Below are 18360 nucleotides of genomic sequence, written 5' to 3'. Positions count from 1 at the left end.
CCTTCAGCGGGAGGTGAGAGGAAGCTGGTGAAAGCCAGCTGCAGCCGTCGTCACCGGAACAAGGAGAGAAGCAGCCATGACGGATGACTCAACAATCCTCGGCAAGCCGCAGGTCGTCGACCGGGCCACCTTTCAGGCCGAACTCGACAACCTGCGGGCCCGGGAGAAGGCACACACCCGGGAAGGCGACGCGATCGCCGCGACCCGTCGGCGCCTCCCCATGGTCGAGGTCGACCCCGAGCTCGAGTTGATCGGGCCGAACGGTCCGCTCACCCTGCGCGACGCGTTCGAAGGCCGCCGACAGCTCGTCGCGTACTACTTCATGTGGTGGCCGACCCGGCCCGCGCCCGAGCAGTGCGAAGGCTGCACGTTGTTCCTCAGCCAGGTCGCCGAGCTGTCGTACCTGCACTCCCGTGACATCACCTACGCAGTCTTCAGCCAGGGCCGCAACACCGCGTTCGGCCCCGCCGACCCACAGGTGTCGTACGACGAAAGCCTGCGCTACCGCGACTTCATGGGCTGGACCATGCCGTGGTACTCGGCGCAGCCCTCCCTCGATGCGCTCCTCGTCGGCCGTGAGATCGGGTTGTTCCACCTCGTGTGCTACCTACGGGACGGCGACCGCGTCTTCGAGACCTACTGGACGAACCGCCGCGGCGTGGAGGCGATGGACCACAGCTACGCGCTCATGGACCTCGCCGTCTACGGACGCCAGGAGCCGTGGGAGGACTCACCCGCCGGCTGGCCACAACACTGCTCCATGAGGACCGACAGCGGCTCACCCGCATGGCCGCCGGCGTCGGAGGAGTCGGGCGGGCGTCCCATCGCCCAGTGGCCGCGACTCGACGCCGGACACTCCGACGACCTTGCCGATGGAACTTGATCATCAGGGGGAAGCGATCACACCGCACATGGGTAGGCGGCACGCCGCGGTCTCGCCATCGCTCTTGGCGTTGTCGCCACACCTGCCCGGCCCGGCGCCAGAGCGAACGCAGGTGTTGATCAGTCCGGTGGGCGTGCTGGTGCAGGGTGCGGCCGGTCTCGGCGCTGCGCAGGCGTTGCACGGTCACCAGTGGCAAGCTCGGGCGCTCGACGTCAGCCACCGTGCCGGGAGGCCTGCTCGACGAACACGTGCACTGGGCGGTGGCCGTGCTCGCCCGTCCAGCGACGAACCATGCGCTCCTGGTCCACCAGACCGAACCCGCCCAACTGGCCCGCGGTGCCGACACGGACGTAACCCGCGCGCCTCATGTGATTGCCTTCAACGCGTGCAAACGCTCTCACCTGCGCTGTCACACCTCGGCCATGATTGAGTCACGTCGAACCCGATGTGAGGGCGCGTCAGCCCCGCCCCAGCGGGGCCGCCCGTGTTCGTGGGGGCTGGAGGTCCGCCGCTCATCCGGACTCCACGAATGAGCGGCGGTCGTTGTGGGGAGAGTGCAGGCGTCCGCCGGAGACTCCGGTGGAGAGAGGGGGACGAACCATGATCATAGAGCCGGGCCCGTTCGGGCATGCGGCGAACCGGGCCGCCGAGACAGCATCGGCGAAGAACCAGGACGGCGAACAGACCGAGGCTCTCGGCAAGGGACTGGCAGCCGTCGCGTACGCGCTGCTGGACGTGGCCGCCGCGATCCGCGAGGACACCAAAGCGCGCGGACACCGATAACCGCAAGTGCGCCCCGCCTCCACAGGCGGGACGTCACTGCCCTGCGATCAGCCGGAGAATCGGGGCGGCGTGGAGGTCCCGCGCGCAGCGGTACAGCATGCCGATGCCTCGGCCGCCGATCTGCTCGGGCAGTACCTCGAGGACACAGGTCGGCGGATCCGATACCTCCTCTTCGCCCACAACAACCCCGCATCCGTGGGCCGTTGCCACTTTGGTCGGAGGATCCACGACCAGGCTGGTTCTCTCCAGCCGGTCTGCATGTGTTGTTCTTTGCCAATGTCTCCTCGGCGCCGAACAGGGCGACGGGGCCGCCGCCCTTCCGACGAGCCGGTCATCGGCTCGACCGGCCCTGACTCGGCACGCTGGCCGTGGCCGCGGTGGGGTTGATCTCGGGCGGGCGTTGGCGGGCGAGAGCGGTGGCGGTCAGGGCGGTGACCGCCATCGCGGCGATGCCGACCAGCGCTGCGGTGGTGTAGGCGTGGTCGTTCGGGAAGAGATGACCGGTGTCGGTGCCGGTGGCCAGGACCAGGCCGCCTGTCGCGCTGCCCAGGGAGTACCCGACGCTGCGGACGACGTAGTTGAAGCTCATCGCGCTCGACGTCTCGCTCCTGGGCGTGACGGCCAGGATGACGCCGGGCATGGCGGCTGAGAAGCTGCCGACGCCGAAGCCCAGCACACCCATCGCGACGAGCAGTTCGGCCAGGTTCGACCGGGCCGCGGCGAAGAGGACGAACCCGCCGCCGACGATGACGGCGCTGCCGGCCAGGAGCACGGGTGCGTCGATCAGCGTCCGGACCCGGGGCGTGAGTTTGCCGGCGACGAACCCCAGCACCGAGAACGGGACGAGGACCAGCCCGGCGACGAAGGTGGTCAGCCCGAAGCCGTAGCCGGCGCTGTGCGGCGTCTGCGCGTACCGCGTGATGAGCGTGAGCAGGAGGTACATGCCGCTCCCGCCGACGAACATGGCGATGTTCGCTCCGGCGACCGCCGGGTGCCGTACCGCCCGGACATCGACCAGGGGTGCCTTGCTGCGCAGCTCGGAGGCGATCCAGACGCACAGCAGGAGCACGGCGACGACGGCGAGGATCACCGCCACGGCGAGGTGACGGCTCCACAGGCTCCGCTGGCCGACCAGGAACAGGACGAGGAACAGTCCGCCCGCGAGGACGAGCGCGCCCGCCAAGGTCACGTGAGCGGAGCGGCCTTCGGGAGCCGCGGGTATGGAACGCCACGCGGTCAGGAAGGCGACAGCGGTGACGAACAGACCGAAGCTGTAGGCGGCCCGTACGCCGCCGATCTCGGCGAGCAGTGCCGTGAGTGGGTAGCCGACGCCGGCGCCGATGATCGAGACCACCGAGATCAGGGCGATCGTCGCCGTGCTGCGCTCCTCGGGAAGATGGTCCCGGGCCACGCCCATCATCAGCGCCGTCAGACCGAGCCCGACGCCTTGGGCCGCCCTGCCGATGAGCAGCCCCGCGAACGGCAGCGGCAGCACGGTCAGCGCACTGCCGACGACGACGATCGCCAGCGTGGCGAGGATCGTGGCCCGTCGGTGCGGGCCGGCTCCGAGCCGGCCGAGCACCGGCGTGGCGACGGCGCCGCTCAGCAGCGCGACGGTCAGCGTCCACTGCGCGCTGTCGAGCGAGACGTCAAACGTGGTCGCCACACTGGTGATCAGCGGCGTCCCGAGGCTGGCGACCGCCGCCACGACCAGGGCGATGAACATCAGGGCGGGGGCCAGCAGCCGCGCCTCGGAGCGCCCCGGGGTGCGCACCGTCACCGCTTCGGTCCTTCGCGGTCATGGCTTTCGAGCTCTGCCAGGTGCACCAGCGCCGGAAGCGCCGCGACCAGGGCCTCGACCTCGTCCTCGGCGAGTTCGTCGATCAGCCGCGCGAACGCATCGACGCCCGCCTGGCGCCGCGTCTGAACGTACGACGCGCCGGCCTCGGTCAGACACACCAGCGTGACCCGCTTGTCGGACGCGTCGCCCCTCCGCTCGACCAGTCCGGACTCCTCCATCACCCGGACCAGCACGGTCATCGCGGGCTGGGTGACACCCTCGATCACGGCCAGATCGGTGATGCGTCGCGGACCGGTCCTGTGCAGGGTGGCCAGGGTGGCGGCGGACGTGATGCTCATATCGCGCGGAAGGCGTCTCACAGCCCTGGTTGCCAGCCCGTAGAGGGCCGAACCAACCGCAGTGGAAGCGCCAGGAGTGGCGTCTTGACGGCTCATGCGTGAAGCATACAATATTTATATGAATGCTTTATGCATCTCTCGCCCCGAACGCCATGCCCCAGCCCCGCACCCGGCGCACCCGGCGCACCAGACGGCGGTCGCCGTCGGCGCCATGCCGGACGCCGTGCGCCGTGCCCTGGCCGAGGACCGCGCCGAGGACGACATCACCACCCGCTGGGCGGTGCCGGACGACACCCGTGCTCATGCGCGCGTCGCCGCCCGCCAACACGGCGTGATCGCCGGCACGGCGGTGCCAGCCGAGGCGTCAATTCGAAGTCGGACATGTCCGACCGAACACAGGAGGTTCCATGGCTAAGGGCTACTGGGTCAGTGTCTACCGCTCCATATCCGACCCTGAGAGGCTGACTGCCTACGACAAGCTGGCCGGTCCGGCCGTCCAAGCTGGGGGCGGACGGCTCCTGTCCCGTGGCGGCCGAGTCGTCGCCCACGAAGCCGGAAACACGCAACGCGTCATTCTGATCGAGTTCGACAACTTCGAACAGGCCGTCGCGGCATACGAGAGCGAGACTTACCAGAAGGCGTTGGCGGTCCTCTCCGACGCCGTCGAGCGCGACTTCCGCATCATCGAAGGCATCGACTGACTGACGGGCTCAGCCATGGCTGAGCATCCGTCACCTGATACGCACACGACCCACGCAACGACTACGACACAGGCCGAGAGGCATGCGAAGAGGCCGGGGCTCAGGCACGCCGCCCAGGCCGCGGAACGAGCCGCCCGGCAGCACGCCTCACCTGCCGGGCGGCCCTTCACCGAAGCAACGGTCCCCCGCTCGCTCGTAGTTGAGTCAGTCGCAGTTGGTGGTGCCGGAACATGGACGGGTGGGGAAGATTCAGCGTGGTCGCCCTTCGCGACTGCCGCATTCGCCGGGGGCCAGATCTACTCCACCGTCTTGGCCTGTGAAGAACCCATCGCGTGGTCGGCGTGCCCCGAGCTGCGAAGCCATGCCGCCGACCGCGTAGGTATCGCATCCCTAGGCCAACGCGTCGTCCTGATCGCACACTTGAGACGACGCTGCACCAATCGGACCGCGACCCCAAGACGATCTCCGGCTACGGAAATCCACCAGGGCTCAGAACGATGTATGTGGTGATTCCTCAGCCGCTGGCGCCCGACCTGGCAGAAATCATGCTGAGCAGCGCGGTGGCGGACTCCTCCGCCAGGTCCTCGGCATGGGCTGGGAGGGGCTTGCCGGCTCGCAGGTGGCGGCGTACCAGTGCGAGGGGCAGGTCGACCAAAGCGAGCATGACGCCCTCCACGGCTTGGGGGTCCTCTGCGCCCAGAGCTGCGGCGACGGAGGCGAGTGCGGTGTGCACGCGCTGGTTGCCGCGGTCCGCACGGCGGATGAGTTCCTCGGACCAGTCGGAGCGCCCGAAGTCCTCGGCGCCGTAGAGGAGGAGAGCGGCTTCCTCCGGGTGCGCCCGGGCCCAGGCGACGACCCGGCGGGCCGCCGCCGCCCCGGCCCGCTGCGCGTCGGCATGCGCTTCGAGGGTCGCGAAGTAGTCCTCCTGGAACCTCTCGACCGTCCGCAGCCACACTTCGGCGAGCAGAGCCGTCCGTCCGGCGAACCTGTGGTAGACCGACCCGCTCGGTGCCCCTACCTCCTTGGCCACGGCGGACATGGTGACGCCGGCCGGGCCCGAGGCGGCGGCCTGTCGCACGGCGGCGTCGAGGAGCTGGTGCACGTCGAAGCGGGGTGGTCTTGCCATGGACCAGAGGGTATTCTCAAAAATATTAGAGACATGCCTCTAGAACCTTGTCTCTAGAATGGATTCCTGGGAGAGCGCATGGGCGTCTACAACGTTCACGACCGCCTGCTGGCCGCGAAGGAGAGCGAGGTGGGAGCACTGATAGACACCCTCGCCGGATCCGAGGACGCGCTGTGGCCGCGCGATGAATGGCCCCCCATGGCGTTCGACCGCCCCTTGGCGGCCGGAGCGGTCGGCGGCCACGGCCCTGTCCGCTACACCGTCGCCACCTACGTCCCCTCCACGTGGGTGCGCTTCGCCTTCAGCGGGCCTCGCGGCTTTCACGGGTTCCACGAATACGCCGTCCTGGCCGTCGATGAGGAGCACACGCTGCTGCGCCACACCCTCGCCATGAACGCTCGCGGCCTGGCCCGGCTCACCTGGCCGCTGGTCTGGCAGCCACTCCACAACGCCCTCTTGGAGGACAGCCTGGATCGCGCCGAACTCGCCTGTACGGGAAGGGTTGCGCGCCCGGCCCGAAGGGGCCGGTACGCACGTCTGCTGCGCGTTCTCGCCCGCTGACCGCCGAGCATCGAGCATCGAGCATCGAGCATCGAGCATCGAGCATCGGACAGATCATGACCGTCCGTCACATGGACCATTCGGGAAGGTACGTCCGCCGCGCGCCAACCCGAGGCGGGCCGCCGGTAGGCCGGATCGGCTAGGTCCTGAGACCACGGACGCCGTGGATGGGGCCGCCCTTAATCAGGTCAGTCGTAGAACTTCACACGCAGGGCCTCTGCGTCAGTGGTCTCGATGTAGAACTCCGCGCGATGGTTCGACCCGTCGCGGGCGCCACCAATGTTCTTCCACTTGACGCAGCCGCCTCCACCGTGGTGTTGCGCCACCAGGTCGTTGTCGTGGTCCGCGTCGGCTTCCCACAGCGTGTAGAACTCCTTCGTCGTTGCGGAGGTGGTGATGCAGGTAAGGAAGTCGCCGCCCGTCGACTTCACCGTCTTCGTCTTCCAGACATGGAATTCCGAAGATCCCACGTAGTTCCAGCCCGCGGCCGAGGCCGCGGGCGCCGACACCATGAGCAGTGATGCGACGGCGGCAGAACCGATCCCCAGCGTCGTCCATGTCTTTGACAAGGCAAGTCTCCTTGGTAGGCGTCATCAGGCGGGCAGAGAACCCGCATCAGGGGCTGGGGACTGCTTCCTGCGGGAAGCGGCGACCCCCAACCACTCATCCAGCATCACAACGCCCGCCAACGGTTCGCCAACATGCCGCGACGTACCGGAACTGGGAAGGCCGCCGGCGGCCGCCTGTGGGGTAACTGCTTCTGACAAAAGCGGTTGATCATGCGACTGTTGGCTGTTGACTGTTGGCGTGTCGGCTCGTTGGTCTGGTTGTGGCGAAACGTCAGTCGCGGCCGTGGATCGTGTCGGATGAACTGCGGTCGCTCATTGAGCCGTTGCTGCCCGGCCGGGGGCCAACTCCACGTCATCGTCGACGGCCAGGGCATCCCGCTCGCGGTCACGCTGACCTGCGGCGATCGCAACGATGCCACCCAACTCCTGCCGCTACTCGACAAGATCCCGGCAGTCGCGGGCCTGGTCGGCAGGCCGCGTCGACGCCCAGCAGCGCTGCCAGCCGACCGCGGCTACGACCACGACACGTACCGGCGCCTGCTCTGGCAGCGCGGGATCCGCCCGGTGATCGCGAAACGAGGCGAGCCGCACGGTACCACTGGCCTGGGCGTTTTCCGTTACGTCGTCGAGCGCACCATCGCCTGGCCGCACGGCTTTCGCCGCCTGCGCATCCGCTGGGAACGGCGCGATGACATCCATGAGGCGTTCCTCGGTCTCGCGGTCTGTCTGATCACTCATCGCCACGTCCAACGGCTTTGTCAGCGCCCTTAGGAGACCCCCGGACGCCTGTGCAACGCGATATCTCAGCGACGCCCCGCTTGGGCCCACGGCACCGGAACGGGCTGTGGGGCAGTGGGGCAGGTACGACATGTCCCTGCCCCACGCTGAGGAGCGTGCCCATCGATCCGCCGCCCCGGGCTGCCCGACCGTCCGACCGGAACACTGCGTTTCGCGCGCTGGCCTCAGACCTGCCGACCTCGGTTCTCAGCGACACGCGGGAGTCGTTTCAGGCGGGAGTCGTTGCAGGGTAACTGCTGTGCTTTGACAGCGCAGTTGTGCACTCAAGCGTCAATCGGGGCGGCACCGGACGGGAGGCGGGTCACCCCCGCTGGACGGGGAGGGCGGGTCACCCCCGGTTCAGTGGCTCAGGTCGAGGTGTGACCCGCGGTCCGGACGTGGCCGGGGCATTGGTCCGAAAGGGGTGTCAGTCCTGGTGGACTTCGTTGCGGCCCGGGCCGCCGGAGAGCTTGTCGGTGCCTGTGCCGCCCCACAGGACGTCGTCGCCGCTGTTGCCCCAGAGCGTGTCGTTGCCCGCTTCGCCGTACAGCTTGTCGTTGCCCTTGCCACCGTAGAGAACGTCGGCGCCGCCCTGGCCGTGCAGGATGTCGCTGCCGTCCTCGCCGTGCAGGGTGTTCTCCTCGTCGGTGCCGGTCAAGGAGTCATTGCCGGGACCGCCGAAGCAGTCCTGGCTGCAGCGGGTGAGGGTGTCGTTCCCGGCATCGCCCCACGGGCCGAAGCCGAACGGGCCGCCGCCGCCGTCGAGGCGGTCATCACCGTCACCGCCGTGCAGGAGCGCGGACTCCGACGCCTTGATTACGTCGTTGCCCTCGCCGCCATAAATACCGGCCCAGGCCTGGCTGTCGGGCGCGAGGGTCGCGGTGTCGTTCTCGTCACCGAGTTCGATGTCGTAGCTGTCGGAGTCGTCCGAGTTCTCCGGGATCTTGACCGCGCACCGTACAGCCGTGCGGTCGCCCTCCTCGGGGTACACGCACTCATCACCCTCCGCCGCGTCGGCGGAGATGGTGATGTCGTACTGGTCGTGGAAGGTAAGTACGTAGTAGGAGTCGTGCTCACCGCGGTGGTCGATCTCTTCGTCGACCGTCACCTTGTTCTGCTGACCGGGTGCCGCCTTGTACCAGAGCTCGCCGTCCGCGACGACGACGGACGCCGTGGTCCGAGCGGCGGACGGGGCGGCCTGGACGGTCGACGCCGATAAGGCGGCCGTGCCGAGAGTCAGGGCAAGGGTGGCGGTGGCTGCGATGGTCCTGTTGATGCGCATGCGGAAGTAGCCCTTCAGGGTGTGCGTGTGCCGTGGTGCTTCTGGTCACCCAGTTGGACAAGGGGCTCAGGAACGGAGTTGCCCGCCGGCTCATGAACAGCGACGGACGGAGTGGTGACCGGTACGTGGACGGCGCCACTCGCCCCAGTTCGGCCCATGCCCGTACACGCGGGGAATGGACCGGGGTATCCGGGGTCGCTGGAACAAGTCAGAGGCCCAGCCTTGTAGTTCCGCCGTCACCCCTCCTTGCGGTCAGTGGTGGCCGAGTGTGGAGCGGGTCTCGGCCAGGGAGCCACGCGCGGGTGATCGTGTCTCGGCCATCCTGCGGGAGGCGTGTTCGGGTGCGTGGGGGCGGTGCGGGTCGCGGGAGCCCCAGTGAGGGGATGTCGAGTGGTGTGAGGAAGGGCGTGTGACGAGTGAGGGTCATGGGTTCGGGCCGTTGAATCCTCGACAGTTTGTTGAAACTCGCTGGTGGAGCGAGGGGTTCGCGTCATCGTGGGGCGGTCGGCTGAGTCCGGCGGGGCCGCAGGGGCAGATTGGTGGGCGCGGGGCCGTCCAGCCCCGCGCCCGGTCGGCACTTCCACACAAGTGCCCGTGTCCGGTCGGCACTTCGACACAGGGAGCATGCATGAGTACTGCCACCACTGCCGGTTCGTGGCCGTCGATGAGCACCACCCCGCCGAACCTGGACGGCCTGGGAAGCGAACACGTCACCTGGGGCAAGCCCGTGGGCGGGGGCAAGAGCGGCTACGTGTTCCGCGGCGGCGCCGTCCCCGTGCAGCGTGACGGCTCGGAGTTCACCTTGGGCACCTTCACCCACGAGAACTTCCCCGTCGAGGGCATGCCGCAGCCGCAGTTCGATGTGGACCTGACGGTCCAGGTGGCCTTCGAGGACGGCACCACCGCCGACTTCACCTTCCGCTTCCACCACAACGAGACCCCCAACAACGGTCCCGCCCCCGACGACATCGTGGACCTGCCGAGTTTCGTCTCCCCGCAGACCGTCACCCTGGACGGTGAGGAGTACAGCGTCGTCCTGAGCGGGTTCAAGCAGGGCGGCAACGTCGTGCGGCAGTTCATCAGCCCCGAGAACAGCGCCAACAGCGCAGACGTCGTGGCCATCTTCGCGCGCGCCGGACGGCCCGACGTGCACATCTCCACCGTCCTCAACAAGGGCGAGGTCAAGCGCACCCAGGCCGACGAGTACATCGAGATCGTCAACCGGGGCACCGTCGCCGCCAACATCTCCGGCTGGGCCGTGGGCGCCGACGACGCCGGCCAGGACTTCGTCCTCCCCGCGGGGACGGTGCTGCAGCCGGGGCAGCGCATCCGCATCTACACCAACGAGAGCCACCCCGAGTGGGGCGGCTTCTCCTACGGCAGCAAGCGGCCCATCTGGAACGACAAGGGCGATCTGGCCCGCCTCCGCGACACCTCCGGCACGGTGGTCTCCGAGTTCGGCTACGGCACCAAGGCCCCCACCCCCTGACCCACTACTCCGCAGTCGAGTAACCCGCACTCCAGGCGGCGCACCAGCCGGGCCAACTCCGGGCCGGTGGCGCTCCGTTCACGTAGGTCGGATTCCTCAATGAGTGCCTCGCATCCGCGGGGCACTCACGGCCCGCACATCGCCGTGACCAGTGCCGTGACCAGCGCCGCCGTGAGAGGCCGTAAGGCAGGGACAGTTCCGTCACTCCTCAGCTCGACCACACTCTGGCCGGCGCGGGTATCACACACATCCATCACGGAAACCGGCCTCTGACGTTGGACGGCCACCCGGTCATCGGCCCCACACTGCGCGAGGGGCTGTGGGTGGCATCTGGCACCCACCGCGACGGTCTGCACGCCTCCCCCTTGATCGCCGCCACTCTCAGCGAGGCACTCCTCGCCCCGACCGCCATGACCGGCTCCTTGCCGGGCCCGCTGGCCGAGTTCGCACCATGTCGTGACCCTGATCGCCGACCTCACCGTCAAAGAGGCGGCCGCCGAAGCCGCCGCGCACCACGCGGCTCTCGCCTCCGAGGCGCGCATGCGGCCCCCGCTGACCGGCGCATGGCCCCAGGCTCTGGCCGACGGCTACGCCGGCCTGCTGGACCGCGCCTACGCCAGCATGCCCGACGGCTACATTCCGCCCCCGGGACCTCGCCCCGCTCGCCTACGAGAGCACCGGCCCGGCCCTGGCCGAGCTCGCCGCGTCCCACCTCGCCCGCCACGAACGCGCCAGCACCTGACGGAAAGTCACCAGGACAGCACAGTGGCGGTCTCCGCCCTGCCTGATGGTGGTGAGGCGCCGCACCGCGCCGGCGACCCGTCGTCGTATCCGGCATCTGATGGAGCAACCGCCAGTCGCGGCTGTGGATCGTGTCGGAGGAAATGTCGTCGCGGTGCGGGATCTTGTTCGTGCCGCACACCGGTGCCCAACGGGAGTGCCTGCCGCAGTAGTTGGGCTCCTGCTCGGACATCTCTACTGGCGGCGCCTGGCCGATCCAGTGCGCGGAAACCGCTCTGACGTGCACCGGCGGGCTGCCCCAGACGCCTCCCGGCCGACTGGGGTGCCGAGTGCGACTGAAGTATCAATAGGGTGTCCCCCATGTCTGCCACGCTGAGTTCCACAAGAGCCGCCGCCGCGCTCCGCAGGTCGGCACGGGTATCCGTCGAGTCGCTGCTGGTTCTTGCGGCCGCATCGGTGGCCCTGTGGGTTCTGGGTCGGATGTGGTCGGTCGTCTGGCCTCTCATAGTGGGCCTCCTGCTCACCACACTGACCTGGCCTCTGGCCCACTTCCTGCGCCGGCGCGGGTGGCGCCCCGCCCTGGCCGCCTCGGTCGTGACCGTGCTGTTCCTTCTGGTCGCCGCGGGCATCGTGGCGCTGATCGCGGTGCCGGTGGCGTCCGAGTCCGGTGAACTGGCCGACGGCGTGGCCGAAGGCATCGAGAAACTGCGCGAGTGGGCCGCCGGGCCGCCCCTGAACATCGACGACGCCCAGATCGCAGGCGGAGTCGACTCGGCGACCGCTCAGATCAAGGACAGCGTCGGCAGCATGGTCACCGCTCTCTTCACAGGCGTGAGCACCGTGTTGAACGGTGTGGTCACCGCGGTCCTGGCGCTCTTCCTGATGTTCTTCTTCCTCAAGGACGGCCCGCGTTTCCTTCCGTGGCTCGCCCGTCAGCTTCCTGGCCGGCTGGCCAACGACGTCCCGATCGTGGCGGCGCGCAGCTGGGACACTCTGGGCGCGTTCGTACGTTCCCAGGCCTTCGTCGGCCTGCTCGACGCGGTCTTCATCGGTCTGGGCCTGTGGATCCTGGGTGTGCCCCTCGTGCTCCCGCTGGCGGTGCTGACCTTCGTATCCGCGTTCGTGCCGATCGTGGGCGCCTTGTTCGCCGGCTTGGTAGCGGTGCTCATCGCGTTGGTGTCCAACGGTCTGACAGACGCGCTGATCGTGCTGGCGATCATCGTCGTGGTGCAGCAACTTGAGGGCAACGTGTTCCAGCCGATCATCCAAAGTCGCGGTCTTGGCCTGCACGCGGCGGTGGTCCTGCTGGCGGTCACCCTGGGTGCGAACCTGGCCGGCGTCGTGGGCAGCCTGCTCGCGGTACCGGCAGCCGCCCTGATCGCGGTGGTCTGGAACTATGTGCGCGAGCAGCTCAGCGACCCGCCGCAGGAGCCGGAGGCCGACGACACACACCCGGGTGCCGCAGTCCCGTCGTAGCTCCTCCTCGCAGCCTCGCCCCCGATCGCTGTGGTGGCCGAGCGGGTCGGCCATGGTCGGAGGCCGAACTCAGGACTGACGAAGTCCTGAGTTGAGGCGCCCGACCCGTGCCGCTCGCCTGCGGCTGCACGCCGAGAGAATCTTGAGCAAATCGGCCCAGGCTCGCGCCAGGCAAGGTGCTCAGGGTAAGTACGGTTGTTGCACGTGCTCACTTGGATCGCAGGGAGGGTCGCAGTGGTCTTTCTACTCGACCCAGTGTCCGGTGGGGTCCCACGGCAATGGCTCTTCTCCAGCATTCATCGCGTCTTCGCACTGCTTGATACGGGCCTGCACGTGAGGGTGCTCACGAAGGCTCTCGGGGATCTTTGTCGATTCGTAGATCCGCGCATGGCAGAGCTGTTCGACACGCAGGTTCCGGGTGTCGGTGAAGTCTGCCCCCGTGAGACTGGTGTCGACCAAGGTCGTGTTGGTGAGGTCCGCGCCTCGCAGGTCGGCTTCGTTGAGGTCGGCGTGTGCAAGGTTGGCTTCCTCAAGATTCGCAGAGCAGAGGTCTGCGCTGGAGAGCTTCGCTCCCAGCAGTTGGGCCGAATGGAGGTGGGCATGCCTGAAGCAGGCGTAGTTCAAGAGTGCGCCAGTGAAGAGGGCCCCACGCGCGTCAACTCCGCTCAGATCCGCGTGGTTCGCGGATACGTGTTGCAGTCGGCTCTTGCGGAGCCGGGCGTGTGCGAGGCTGCTGTGGCTGAGCTCTGCATTCACGAGGTAGGCGCCCTCCAGGTCCGCGCCGGCCAGCTGAGCTCCGGTGAGGACAACTTCGCTTGCGTCCCAGTGAGTTAGAACGATGCTTCGGAGGTCGGGGCTCCGCCCACCTTCGCTCCGGTTTCGCCCCAGGACGTTGAGGGTTGCCCTGATGTCCTCTGCGAGTGTGAGTAGTGATGGGGGCGCAACGTCTGGCCCCACCCCCCACGTGACCCGGCCGATTTCCGGGGATCGCCCGTTCAGGCGGGTACGGGCGTAGGCGGCGAGGACTTCGACGACGGTTGTCCTGTCTCGCGTCGAGTCCTTCATGATGCGTTCGAGGGAATAGATCCCTCCTAGGACTTCGTGCTGCTGCTTGGACGCGAGGAGCTTGATCGCCTCGACGTAGCGGCCGGTTACTTGCCCTTCTCGGGTGAGGTCGGCCTGACGCTCGTCGCGCGCCTGCGCTTCGAGCACCGTGGTCTCGAATTGCTTTCGACTCTCGTCGAATTGGTCTTGGGCATGCTTGAACTGCTCGCGCTCGAGCCTGTGTTTCTTGTGGGTGTAGTAGAGACCCGCTCCGGCTATCAGGCCCGCGGCGAGGGCGACAAGTCCGGTGCGAAAGCCCGTGATGACGACGCCGTCGGCGGGTTCCAGGTTGTTGCTGCGGATGTGACTCCTGTCGAACCACCAGGGGCCTTGCCAGAAGAGGACAACGAAGATGCCCGTGCCTGCGATGCCGCCGAGCCCTGCTCGTCTGGCTTGCCGCAGGGTCTGCTTCGTGAGTTCGTCGTCCCTGTCCGGGGCAGGTCTGCCGCGGTCCTGGTAGGCGGACCAGAGCACCCCGGCGAGGACGACAGTTGCGGCTATGAGCCCCGTGGCCGGTAGGTGGCTGGGCTCGATCCAGTTGACGAGGCGTGCGGGCTCCATGCCGGGCATGATGTCCGTCCGCGGCGGTCGCCATGCGGTGAAGGGGACGATTCAGAGGAGGAATTGAGGTCGTGAGCGTGAGTGGGTCCGGTGACCGCGGGTGCGGTTGCGCGGCACGAGGGCCATGTCAGAAGAAGGCTCATGAGGGTCAGAACTGCCGTGCAGCCCGACGCAGTTGGCCGTGTCCGCTCGGGACGAAAAGCAGACTTCGAGATCGAGTGCGTGGCCGAGGTCAGGAGACTGCGAAGCCGACGCGTTGCAGCCAGGCTTCGATGTCACCGTCTGCTTCGCCGACTTCTTCGCCCTTGACCGCCAGTCCCTCGGCGAAGGTCGCTCCGGCGCAGGAAGTGGCGTAGTCGCGCTCGGTGCTGCCCAGGCCGCTCATGGCGTGCGTGGTGAAGGGGACGACAGTCTTGCCGGAGAAGTCGAGCTGCTCCGTGAACGTCGTCATGATCATGGGTGCGCGAACGTTCCAGACGGGGCTGCCCAGCAGCACGGTGTCGTACCCGTCGAGGCCGGGCAGTGCGCCCTTGATGGCAGGGCGCGCGTCGACGTCCTGTTCGCGGACGTTGCGCTTGACGGTCGCGTCGTAGCTTTCCGGATAGGCATCGGCAGCCTCGATCCGGTACATGGCGCAGTGGATGAGGTCGCGGATCTTGCGAGCCATGACCTCGGTATTGCCGACTTTCAGGTTGGTGCGATCGCCGTAGTAGTAGTTCTCACCGGGCCGCGAGAAGTACGCGAGCAGCACCCTGCCCCGTGCCGTGCCACTCGTGGCCGGGTTCGGTGAGATGCGCCGGTCGGGTGCCGGTTCGTTCGCGGGCGAGCAGCTGGTGAGGTGCGGTGCGGTCATGGCGGTGGCTCCGGTCAGCAGCGCGGCGCGCAGGATGGTGCGGCGCCGGGCCGCCGTGCGGTTCAGCTGGTTCACGAAGGGGCCCTTCGCGCTGGGTGCGTGGAAACGGAGAGAGGGCTAGCGGGGGCCGGCGGTGCGGCCTGCTGCTGGCCGCTGGGTGGATGCGGTCAGGCGTCCAGGCGGCGTTGGGCGAGCCGGCCGACGATCTCGGGGTCGTGGTGGTCGAAGAAGAGGGAGCTGCCGGTCTCGAGGGTGGCGATCTGGGCCATCTGCTCGCCGGTGAGCTGGAAGTCGAAGACGTCGATGTTCTCGGCCACCCGCTCGGAGCGCACCGACTTGGGGATGACGATGACACCGCGCTGGGTGAGCCAGCGCAGCACGACCTGCGCAACCGACTTGCCGTACTCCTTGCCGATCTCGGCAAGCAGCGGGTTGGTGAACAGGGCGTTCTTGCCTTCGGCGAAGCCGCCCCAGGACTGGATCTGCACCCCGTACTCGCGCATGAGGTCCTGGTAGTCGGCGCGCTGGAAGAAGGGGTGGGTCTCGATCTGGTTGACGTGCGGGGTGATCTCGTTGTTGACGATGAGGTCGATCAGGCGGTCGGGGTAGAAGTTGGCGACGCCGATCGCCTTGGCCACCCCCTCGCGGTGGAGTGCCTCCATGGCACGCCACTGGCCGTAGACGTCACCGAAGGGCTGGTGCATCAGGTACAGGTCGAGGTGGTCAAGGCCCAGCTTGGTCAGGGACGTCTCGAACGCGCGCTTGGTGTTGGCCTCGGCGGGGGCGTCCTGGACCCACAGCTTGGTGGTGACGAACAGGTCGTCGCGCGGGACGCCGCTGGACTTGATGGCGCGGCCCACGGCTTCTTCGTTGCCGTAGGCGGCGGCGGTGTCCAGCAGCCGGTAGCCGGCGGCCAGTGCCTCGGAGACGGCGCGCTCGGTGTCCTCGGCGGGGATCTGGTACACGCCGAAGCCGAGGATCGGCATTTCGACGCCGTTGTTGAGAGTGACGGTCTGCATGAGCGGGATGTCCTTCACTGTGCGGGTGCGGGTGCGGGTGCGGGTGCCGGTGCGAGTGCGAGTGCGGGGTCAGGGGCGGATGAGGGCCTTGAGGACCTTTCGGTCGGCCATGGCCCGGTAGGCGTCCGGTGTCCGGTCCAGGGGGAAGCTCTGGTCGAAGACGCGGCCGGGGTCGATGGCGCCGTCCAGGACATCGGGCAGCAGCTCTTCGATATAGGCGCGGGCGGGGCTGGCGCCTCCCGTCAGGGTGATGTTGCGCATGAACTCGGCCGGGCCGATCGGCCCCTGCTCGTACTGCGGGACACCGAGCCGGCTGACGGTGCCGCCGTCCAGGACCGCGCCGAGCGCGGTGTCCAGGGCCTGGCGGGTGCCGACGGCCTCGATCACCTTGCCCACCCCGCCGGTCAGCTCACGGATACGGGCGACGCCCTCCTCGCCACGCTCGGCGACCACGTCCGTGGCGCCGAACTCGCGGCCCAGACCGGTGCGGCCTTCGTGACGGCCGGCCAGCACGATCCGTTCGGCGCCCAGCCGCTTGGCGGCGATCACCGCGCACAGGCCGACCGCACCGTCGCCCACGACGAGCACCGCGTCCCCGCGGCCGACGCCGACGGTGACGGCGCCGTGGTGACCGGTCGTCATCACGTCCGACAGCGCCAACAGCGACGGCACGAGCGCGGAGTCGGCAGCCACCGGCAGCTTCACCAGAGTGCCGTCCGCGTACGGGACGCGGACGGCTTCGCCCTGACCGCCGTCCACGCCGTCGAAGCCGTACCGGCCGCCGTTGCGGCACGAGATGTGAAGGCGCCCGGCGCAGTAGTCGCAGGTGTTGTCGCTGTAGGTGAACGGCGCGACGACAAGGTCACCGGTCTTCAGGCCGGTGACGTCCGCGCCGGTCTCCTCGACGACGCCGAGGAACTCGTGGCCCATGGGGCGGCCGGAGTCGGTGGCGGGCATCGACGCGTAGGGCCACAGGTCGCTGCCGCACACACATGCGGCCAGCGTGCGCACCACGGCGTCGGTCGGCTCGACGGCCTTCGGATCGGGCCGGTCCTCGACGCGGACGTCGCCGGCTCCGTACATCACTGCTGCACGCATGAGAGGTCGTTTTCTCCAGACAGGGGGTTAGGGCGCCGCGCGGGCGGCGGTCGGACGTGCTGCAGGGGTCAGCGTTCGAGCATCCGCCGTCCGGCTTCCGGGTGCGTCTCGCCCGCGGCCTGCGGCAGGCTGTCCAGTCGGGCGAGCTGCTCGGCGGACAGCTCGATCGCGTCAGCGGCGGTGTTCTCCTCGACCCGGTGCACCCGCTTGGTGCCCGGGATCGGGGCGATGTCGTCGCCCTGGGCCAGCAGCCACGCCAGGGCCACCTGCGCGGGCGTGGCACCGGCCTGTTCGGCGACGGCCCGGACCTCGTCGGCGATCGCGAGATTGCGCTGGAAGTTCTCCCCGGTGAAACGCGGGTTGCCGTGCCGGAAGTCGCCCTCCTTGAACCCGTCGGTGGAACGGATCTCCCCCGTGAGGAAGCCGTGGCCGAGCGGCGCGAAGGGCACCAGACCGATGTTCAGCTCCCGCAGGACGGGCAGAATGCGCTCCTCGATCCCGCGGGTCCACAGCGAGTACTCGGACTGCACCGCGGTGACCGGGTACACGGCATGGGCGCGGCGGATGGTGTCCGGGCCTGCCTCGGAGAGGCCGAAGGCGCGCACCTTGCCCTCGTCGACCAGTTCGGCGACGGCGCCGGCGGTCTCCTCGATCGGCGTGTCCGGGTCCACGCGGTGCTGGTAGTACAGATCGATGTGATCGGTGGCAAGGCGCTTCAGCGAGCCCTCGACGGCGGTGCGGATGTTGGCCGGGCCGGAGTCCAGGTTCCAGGCGCCTGCCCCGGCGTGCGCGACCATGCCGAACTTCGTCGCCAGCACCACCTGGTCCCGGCGCCCCTTCAGGGCCCGGCCCAGCAGTTCCTCGTTCGCGTAGGGGCCGTAGATTTCGGCGGTGTCGATGAACGTCACGCCCAACTCCAGCGCCCGGTGCAGCGTCCTGACGGACTCCGCCTCATCGGTGCCCGAGTCGGTGTAGCCGTGGGACATGCCCATCGCGCCCAGACCGATCCGGGCAACCTCCAGGTCACGCAGCTTGATGTACCGCATTTTCGCCCTCTCCGTATCGTGGCGTCTCCCGGCACCCTCACTATCGCCCGGGCGGCCGCATCGGGCCCGTGACGGGTGCTGGGGCGGTGATCCGGGGGTACCGGTGTCTTGCTCCCCCACCTTCGCCCGGTTTCCTCCGGTGTGGCAGGGCG

Annotated in this window: 20 protein-coding genes and 1 pseudogene; 8 read left to right on the top strand and 13 right to left on the bottom strand. The window is 68.5% G+C overall.

What is annotated here, in order from left to right:
* The first annotated feature begins 76 nt into the window (after nucleotides 1–76).
* Entirely contained in the window at nucleotides 77–883 is an 807-nt protein-coding gene (locus tag ACZ5WE_RS32770) for a DUF899 family protein (RefSeq protein ID WP_467694039.1), read from the top strand.
* Between the two features lie 212 nt (nucleotides 884–1095).
* Here the strand turns inward: ACZ5WE_RS32770 and ACZ5WE_RS32765 are convergent, their stop codons facing one another.
* Nucleotides 1096–1251, bottom strand: a complete 156-nt coding sequence (locus tag ACZ5WE_RS32765) for a hypothetical protein (RefSeq protein WP_467694037.1) — start codon at nucleotides 1249–1251, stop codon at nucleotides 1096–1098.
* A 232-nt stretch (nucleotides 1252–1483) separates the two neighbouring features.
* Between ACZ5WE_RS32765 and ACZ5WE_RS32760 the strand changes: the two genes are divergently transcribed.
* Entirely contained in the window at nucleotides 1484–1666 is a 183-nt protein-coding gene (locus ACZ5WE_RS32760; RefSeq protein WP_467694035.1) for a hypothetical protein, read from the top strand.
* 33 nt (nucleotides 1667–1699) lie between these two features.
* Here the strand turns inward: ACZ5WE_RS32760 and ACZ5WE_RS32755 are convergent, their stop codons facing one another.
* The 4 genes from ACZ5WE_RS32755 to ACZ5WE_RS32740 form a co-directional block, all read right to left on the bottom strand.
* Nucleotides 1700–1846 (bottom strand): hypothetical protein, encoded by a 147-nt coding sequence (locus ACZ5WE_RS32755; protein WP_467694033.1) that lies wholly within the window; start codon nucleotides 1844–1846, stop codon nucleotides 1700–1702.
* A gap of 151 nt (nucleotides 1847–1997) precedes the next feature.
* A complete protein-coding gene (locus tag ACZ5WE_RS32750; protein ID WP_467694270.1) occupies nucleotides 1998–3392 on the bottom strand; it encodes an MFS transporter in 1395 nt (464 codons plus the stop codon).
* A gap of 50 nt (nucleotides 3393–3442) precedes the next feature.
* The gene (locus tag ACZ5WE_RS32745; protein ID WP_467694032.1) at nucleotides 3443–3901 is read right to left on the bottom strand and encodes a MarR family winged helix-turn-helix transcriptional regulator; all 459 of its coding nucleotides are present in this window, start codon (nucleotides 3899–3901) and stop codon (nucleotides 3443–3445) included.
* A 31-nt stretch (nucleotides 3902–3932) separates the two neighbouring features.
* A complete protein-coding gene (locus ACZ5WE_RS32740; RefSeq protein WP_467694030.1) occupies nucleotides 3933–4109 on the bottom strand; it encodes a hypothetical protein in 177 nt (58 codons plus the stop codon).
* A gap of 103 nt (nucleotides 4110–4212) precedes the next feature.
* Between ACZ5WE_RS32740 and ACZ5WE_RS32735 the strand changes: the two genes are divergently transcribed.
* Complete coding sequence (locus ACZ5WE_RS32735; protein WP_467694029.1) at nucleotides 4213–4506, top strand: DUF1330 domain-containing protein; 294 nt, start codon at nucleotides 4213–4215, stop codon at nucleotides 4504–4506.
* 514 nt (nucleotides 4507–5020) lie between these two features.
* Here ACZ5WE_RS32735 and ACZ5WE_RS32730 read toward each other — a convergent pair.
* A complete protein-coding gene (locus ACZ5WE_RS32730) occupies nucleotides 5021–5632 on the bottom strand; it encodes a TetR family transcriptional regulator (protein ID WP_467694027.1) in 612 nt (203 codons plus the stop codon).
* 78 nt (nucleotides 5633–5710) lie between these two features.
* On the opposite strand from ACZ5WE_RS32730, the gene ACZ5WE_RS32725 reads away from it, so the two are divergent.
* Complete coding sequence (locus ACZ5WE_RS32725) at nucleotides 5711–6193, top strand: SRPBCC family protein (protein ID WP_467694025.1); 483 nt, start codon at nucleotides 5711–5713, stop codon at nucleotides 6191–6193.
* A gap of 188 nt (nucleotides 6194–6381) precedes the next feature.
* On the opposite strand, the gene ACZ5WE_RS32720 is transcribed toward ACZ5WE_RS32725, so the two are convergent.
* Nucleotides 6382–6762: a hypothetical protein gene (locus ACZ5WE_RS32720; RefSeq protein WP_467694023.1), complete on the bottom strand. Its 381-nt coding sequence runs from the start codon at nucleotides 6760–6762 to the stop codon at nucleotides 6382–6384.
* Between the two features lie 333 nt (nucleotides 6763–7095).
* Here ACZ5WE_RS32720 and ACZ5WE_RS32715 point away from each other — a divergent pair.
* Nucleotides 7096–7533: pseudogene (locus tag ACZ5WE_RS32715) on the top strand (transposase); the annotation flags it as partial.
* A 433-nt stretch (nucleotides 7534–7966) separates the two neighbouring features.
* Here the strand turns inward: ACZ5WE_RS32715 and ACZ5WE_RS32710 are convergent.
* Nucleotides 7967–8821, bottom strand: a complete 855-nt coding sequence (locus ACZ5WE_RS32710) for a calcium-binding protein (protein ID WP_467694021.1) — start codon at nucleotides 8819–8821, stop codon at nucleotides 7967–7969.
* Between the two features lie 628 nt (nucleotides 8822–9449).
* On the opposite strand from ACZ5WE_RS32710, the gene ACZ5WE_RS32705 reads away from it, so the two are divergent.
* The 3 genes from ACZ5WE_RS32705 (at nucleotide 9450) to ACZ5WE_RS32695 (ending at nucleotide 12527) form a co-directional block, all read left to right on the top strand.
* Nucleotides 9450–10310, top strand: coding sequence for a choice-of-anchor K domain-containing protein (locus ACZ5WE_RS32705; RefSeq protein WP_467694020.1), 861 nt, complete (start codon nucleotides 9450–9452; stop codon nucleotides 10308–10310).
* 224 nt (nucleotides 10311–10534) lie between these two features.
* Complete coding sequence (locus ACZ5WE_RS32700) at nucleotides 10535–11098, top strand: hypothetical protein (RefSeq protein ID WP_467694268.1); 564 nt, start codon at nucleotides 10535–10537, stop codon at nucleotides 11096–11098.
* Between the two features lie 313 nt (nucleotides 11099–11411).
* Nucleotides 11412–12527, top strand: coding sequence for an AI-2E family transporter (locus ACZ5WE_RS32695; protein WP_467694018.1), 1116 nt, complete (start codon nucleotides 11412–11414; stop codon nucleotides 12525–12527).
* 243 nt (nucleotides 12528–12770) lie between these two features.
* On the opposite strand, the gene ACZ5WE_RS32690 is transcribed toward ACZ5WE_RS32695, so the two are convergent.
* From ACZ5WE_RS32690 to ACZ5WE_RS32670, 5 genes are all read right to left on the bottom strand, one after another.
* Nucleotides 12771–14192 (bottom strand): pentapeptide repeat-containing protein, encoded by a 1422-nt coding sequence (locus ACZ5WE_RS32690; protein WP_467694016.1) that lies wholly within the window; start codon nucleotides 14190–14192, stop codon nucleotides 12771–12773.
* Between the two features lie 232 nt (nucleotides 14193–14424).
* Nucleotides 14425–15120: a flavodoxin gene (locus ACZ5WE_RS32685; protein WP_467694015.1), complete on the bottom strand. Its 696-nt coding sequence runs from the start codon at nucleotides 15118–15120 to the stop codon at nucleotides 14425–14427.
* Between the two features lie 92 nt (nucleotides 15121–15212).
* Nucleotides 15213–16064 carry an aldo/keto reductase gene (locus tag ACZ5WE_RS32680; protein ID WP_467694013.1) on the bottom strand — a complete coding sequence of 284 codons (852 nt, stop codon included), beginning with the start codon at nucleotides 16062–16064 and terminating at the stop codon, nucleotides 15213–15215.
* 69 nt (nucleotides 16065–16133) lie between these two features.
* Entirely contained in the window at nucleotides 16134–17162 is a 1029-nt protein-coding gene (locus ACZ5WE_RS32675) for a zinc-binding dehydrogenase (RefSeq protein ID WP_467694012.1), read from the bottom strand.
* Nucleotides 17163–17230: 68 nt separating this feature from the next.
* Nucleotides 17231–18208, bottom strand: coding sequence for an aldo/keto reductase (locus ACZ5WE_RS32670; RefSeq protein ID WP_467694011.1), 978 nt, complete (start codon nucleotides 18206–18208; stop codon nucleotides 17231–17233).
* Nucleotides 18209–18360 lie beyond the last annotated feature (152 nt).

The sequence above is a fragment of the Streptomyces sp. NPDC033180 genome (assembly GCF_055577645.1).
Note: the sequence above shows the minus strand (reverse complement) of the source record. Positions and strands in the feature narration are given on the sequence as shown.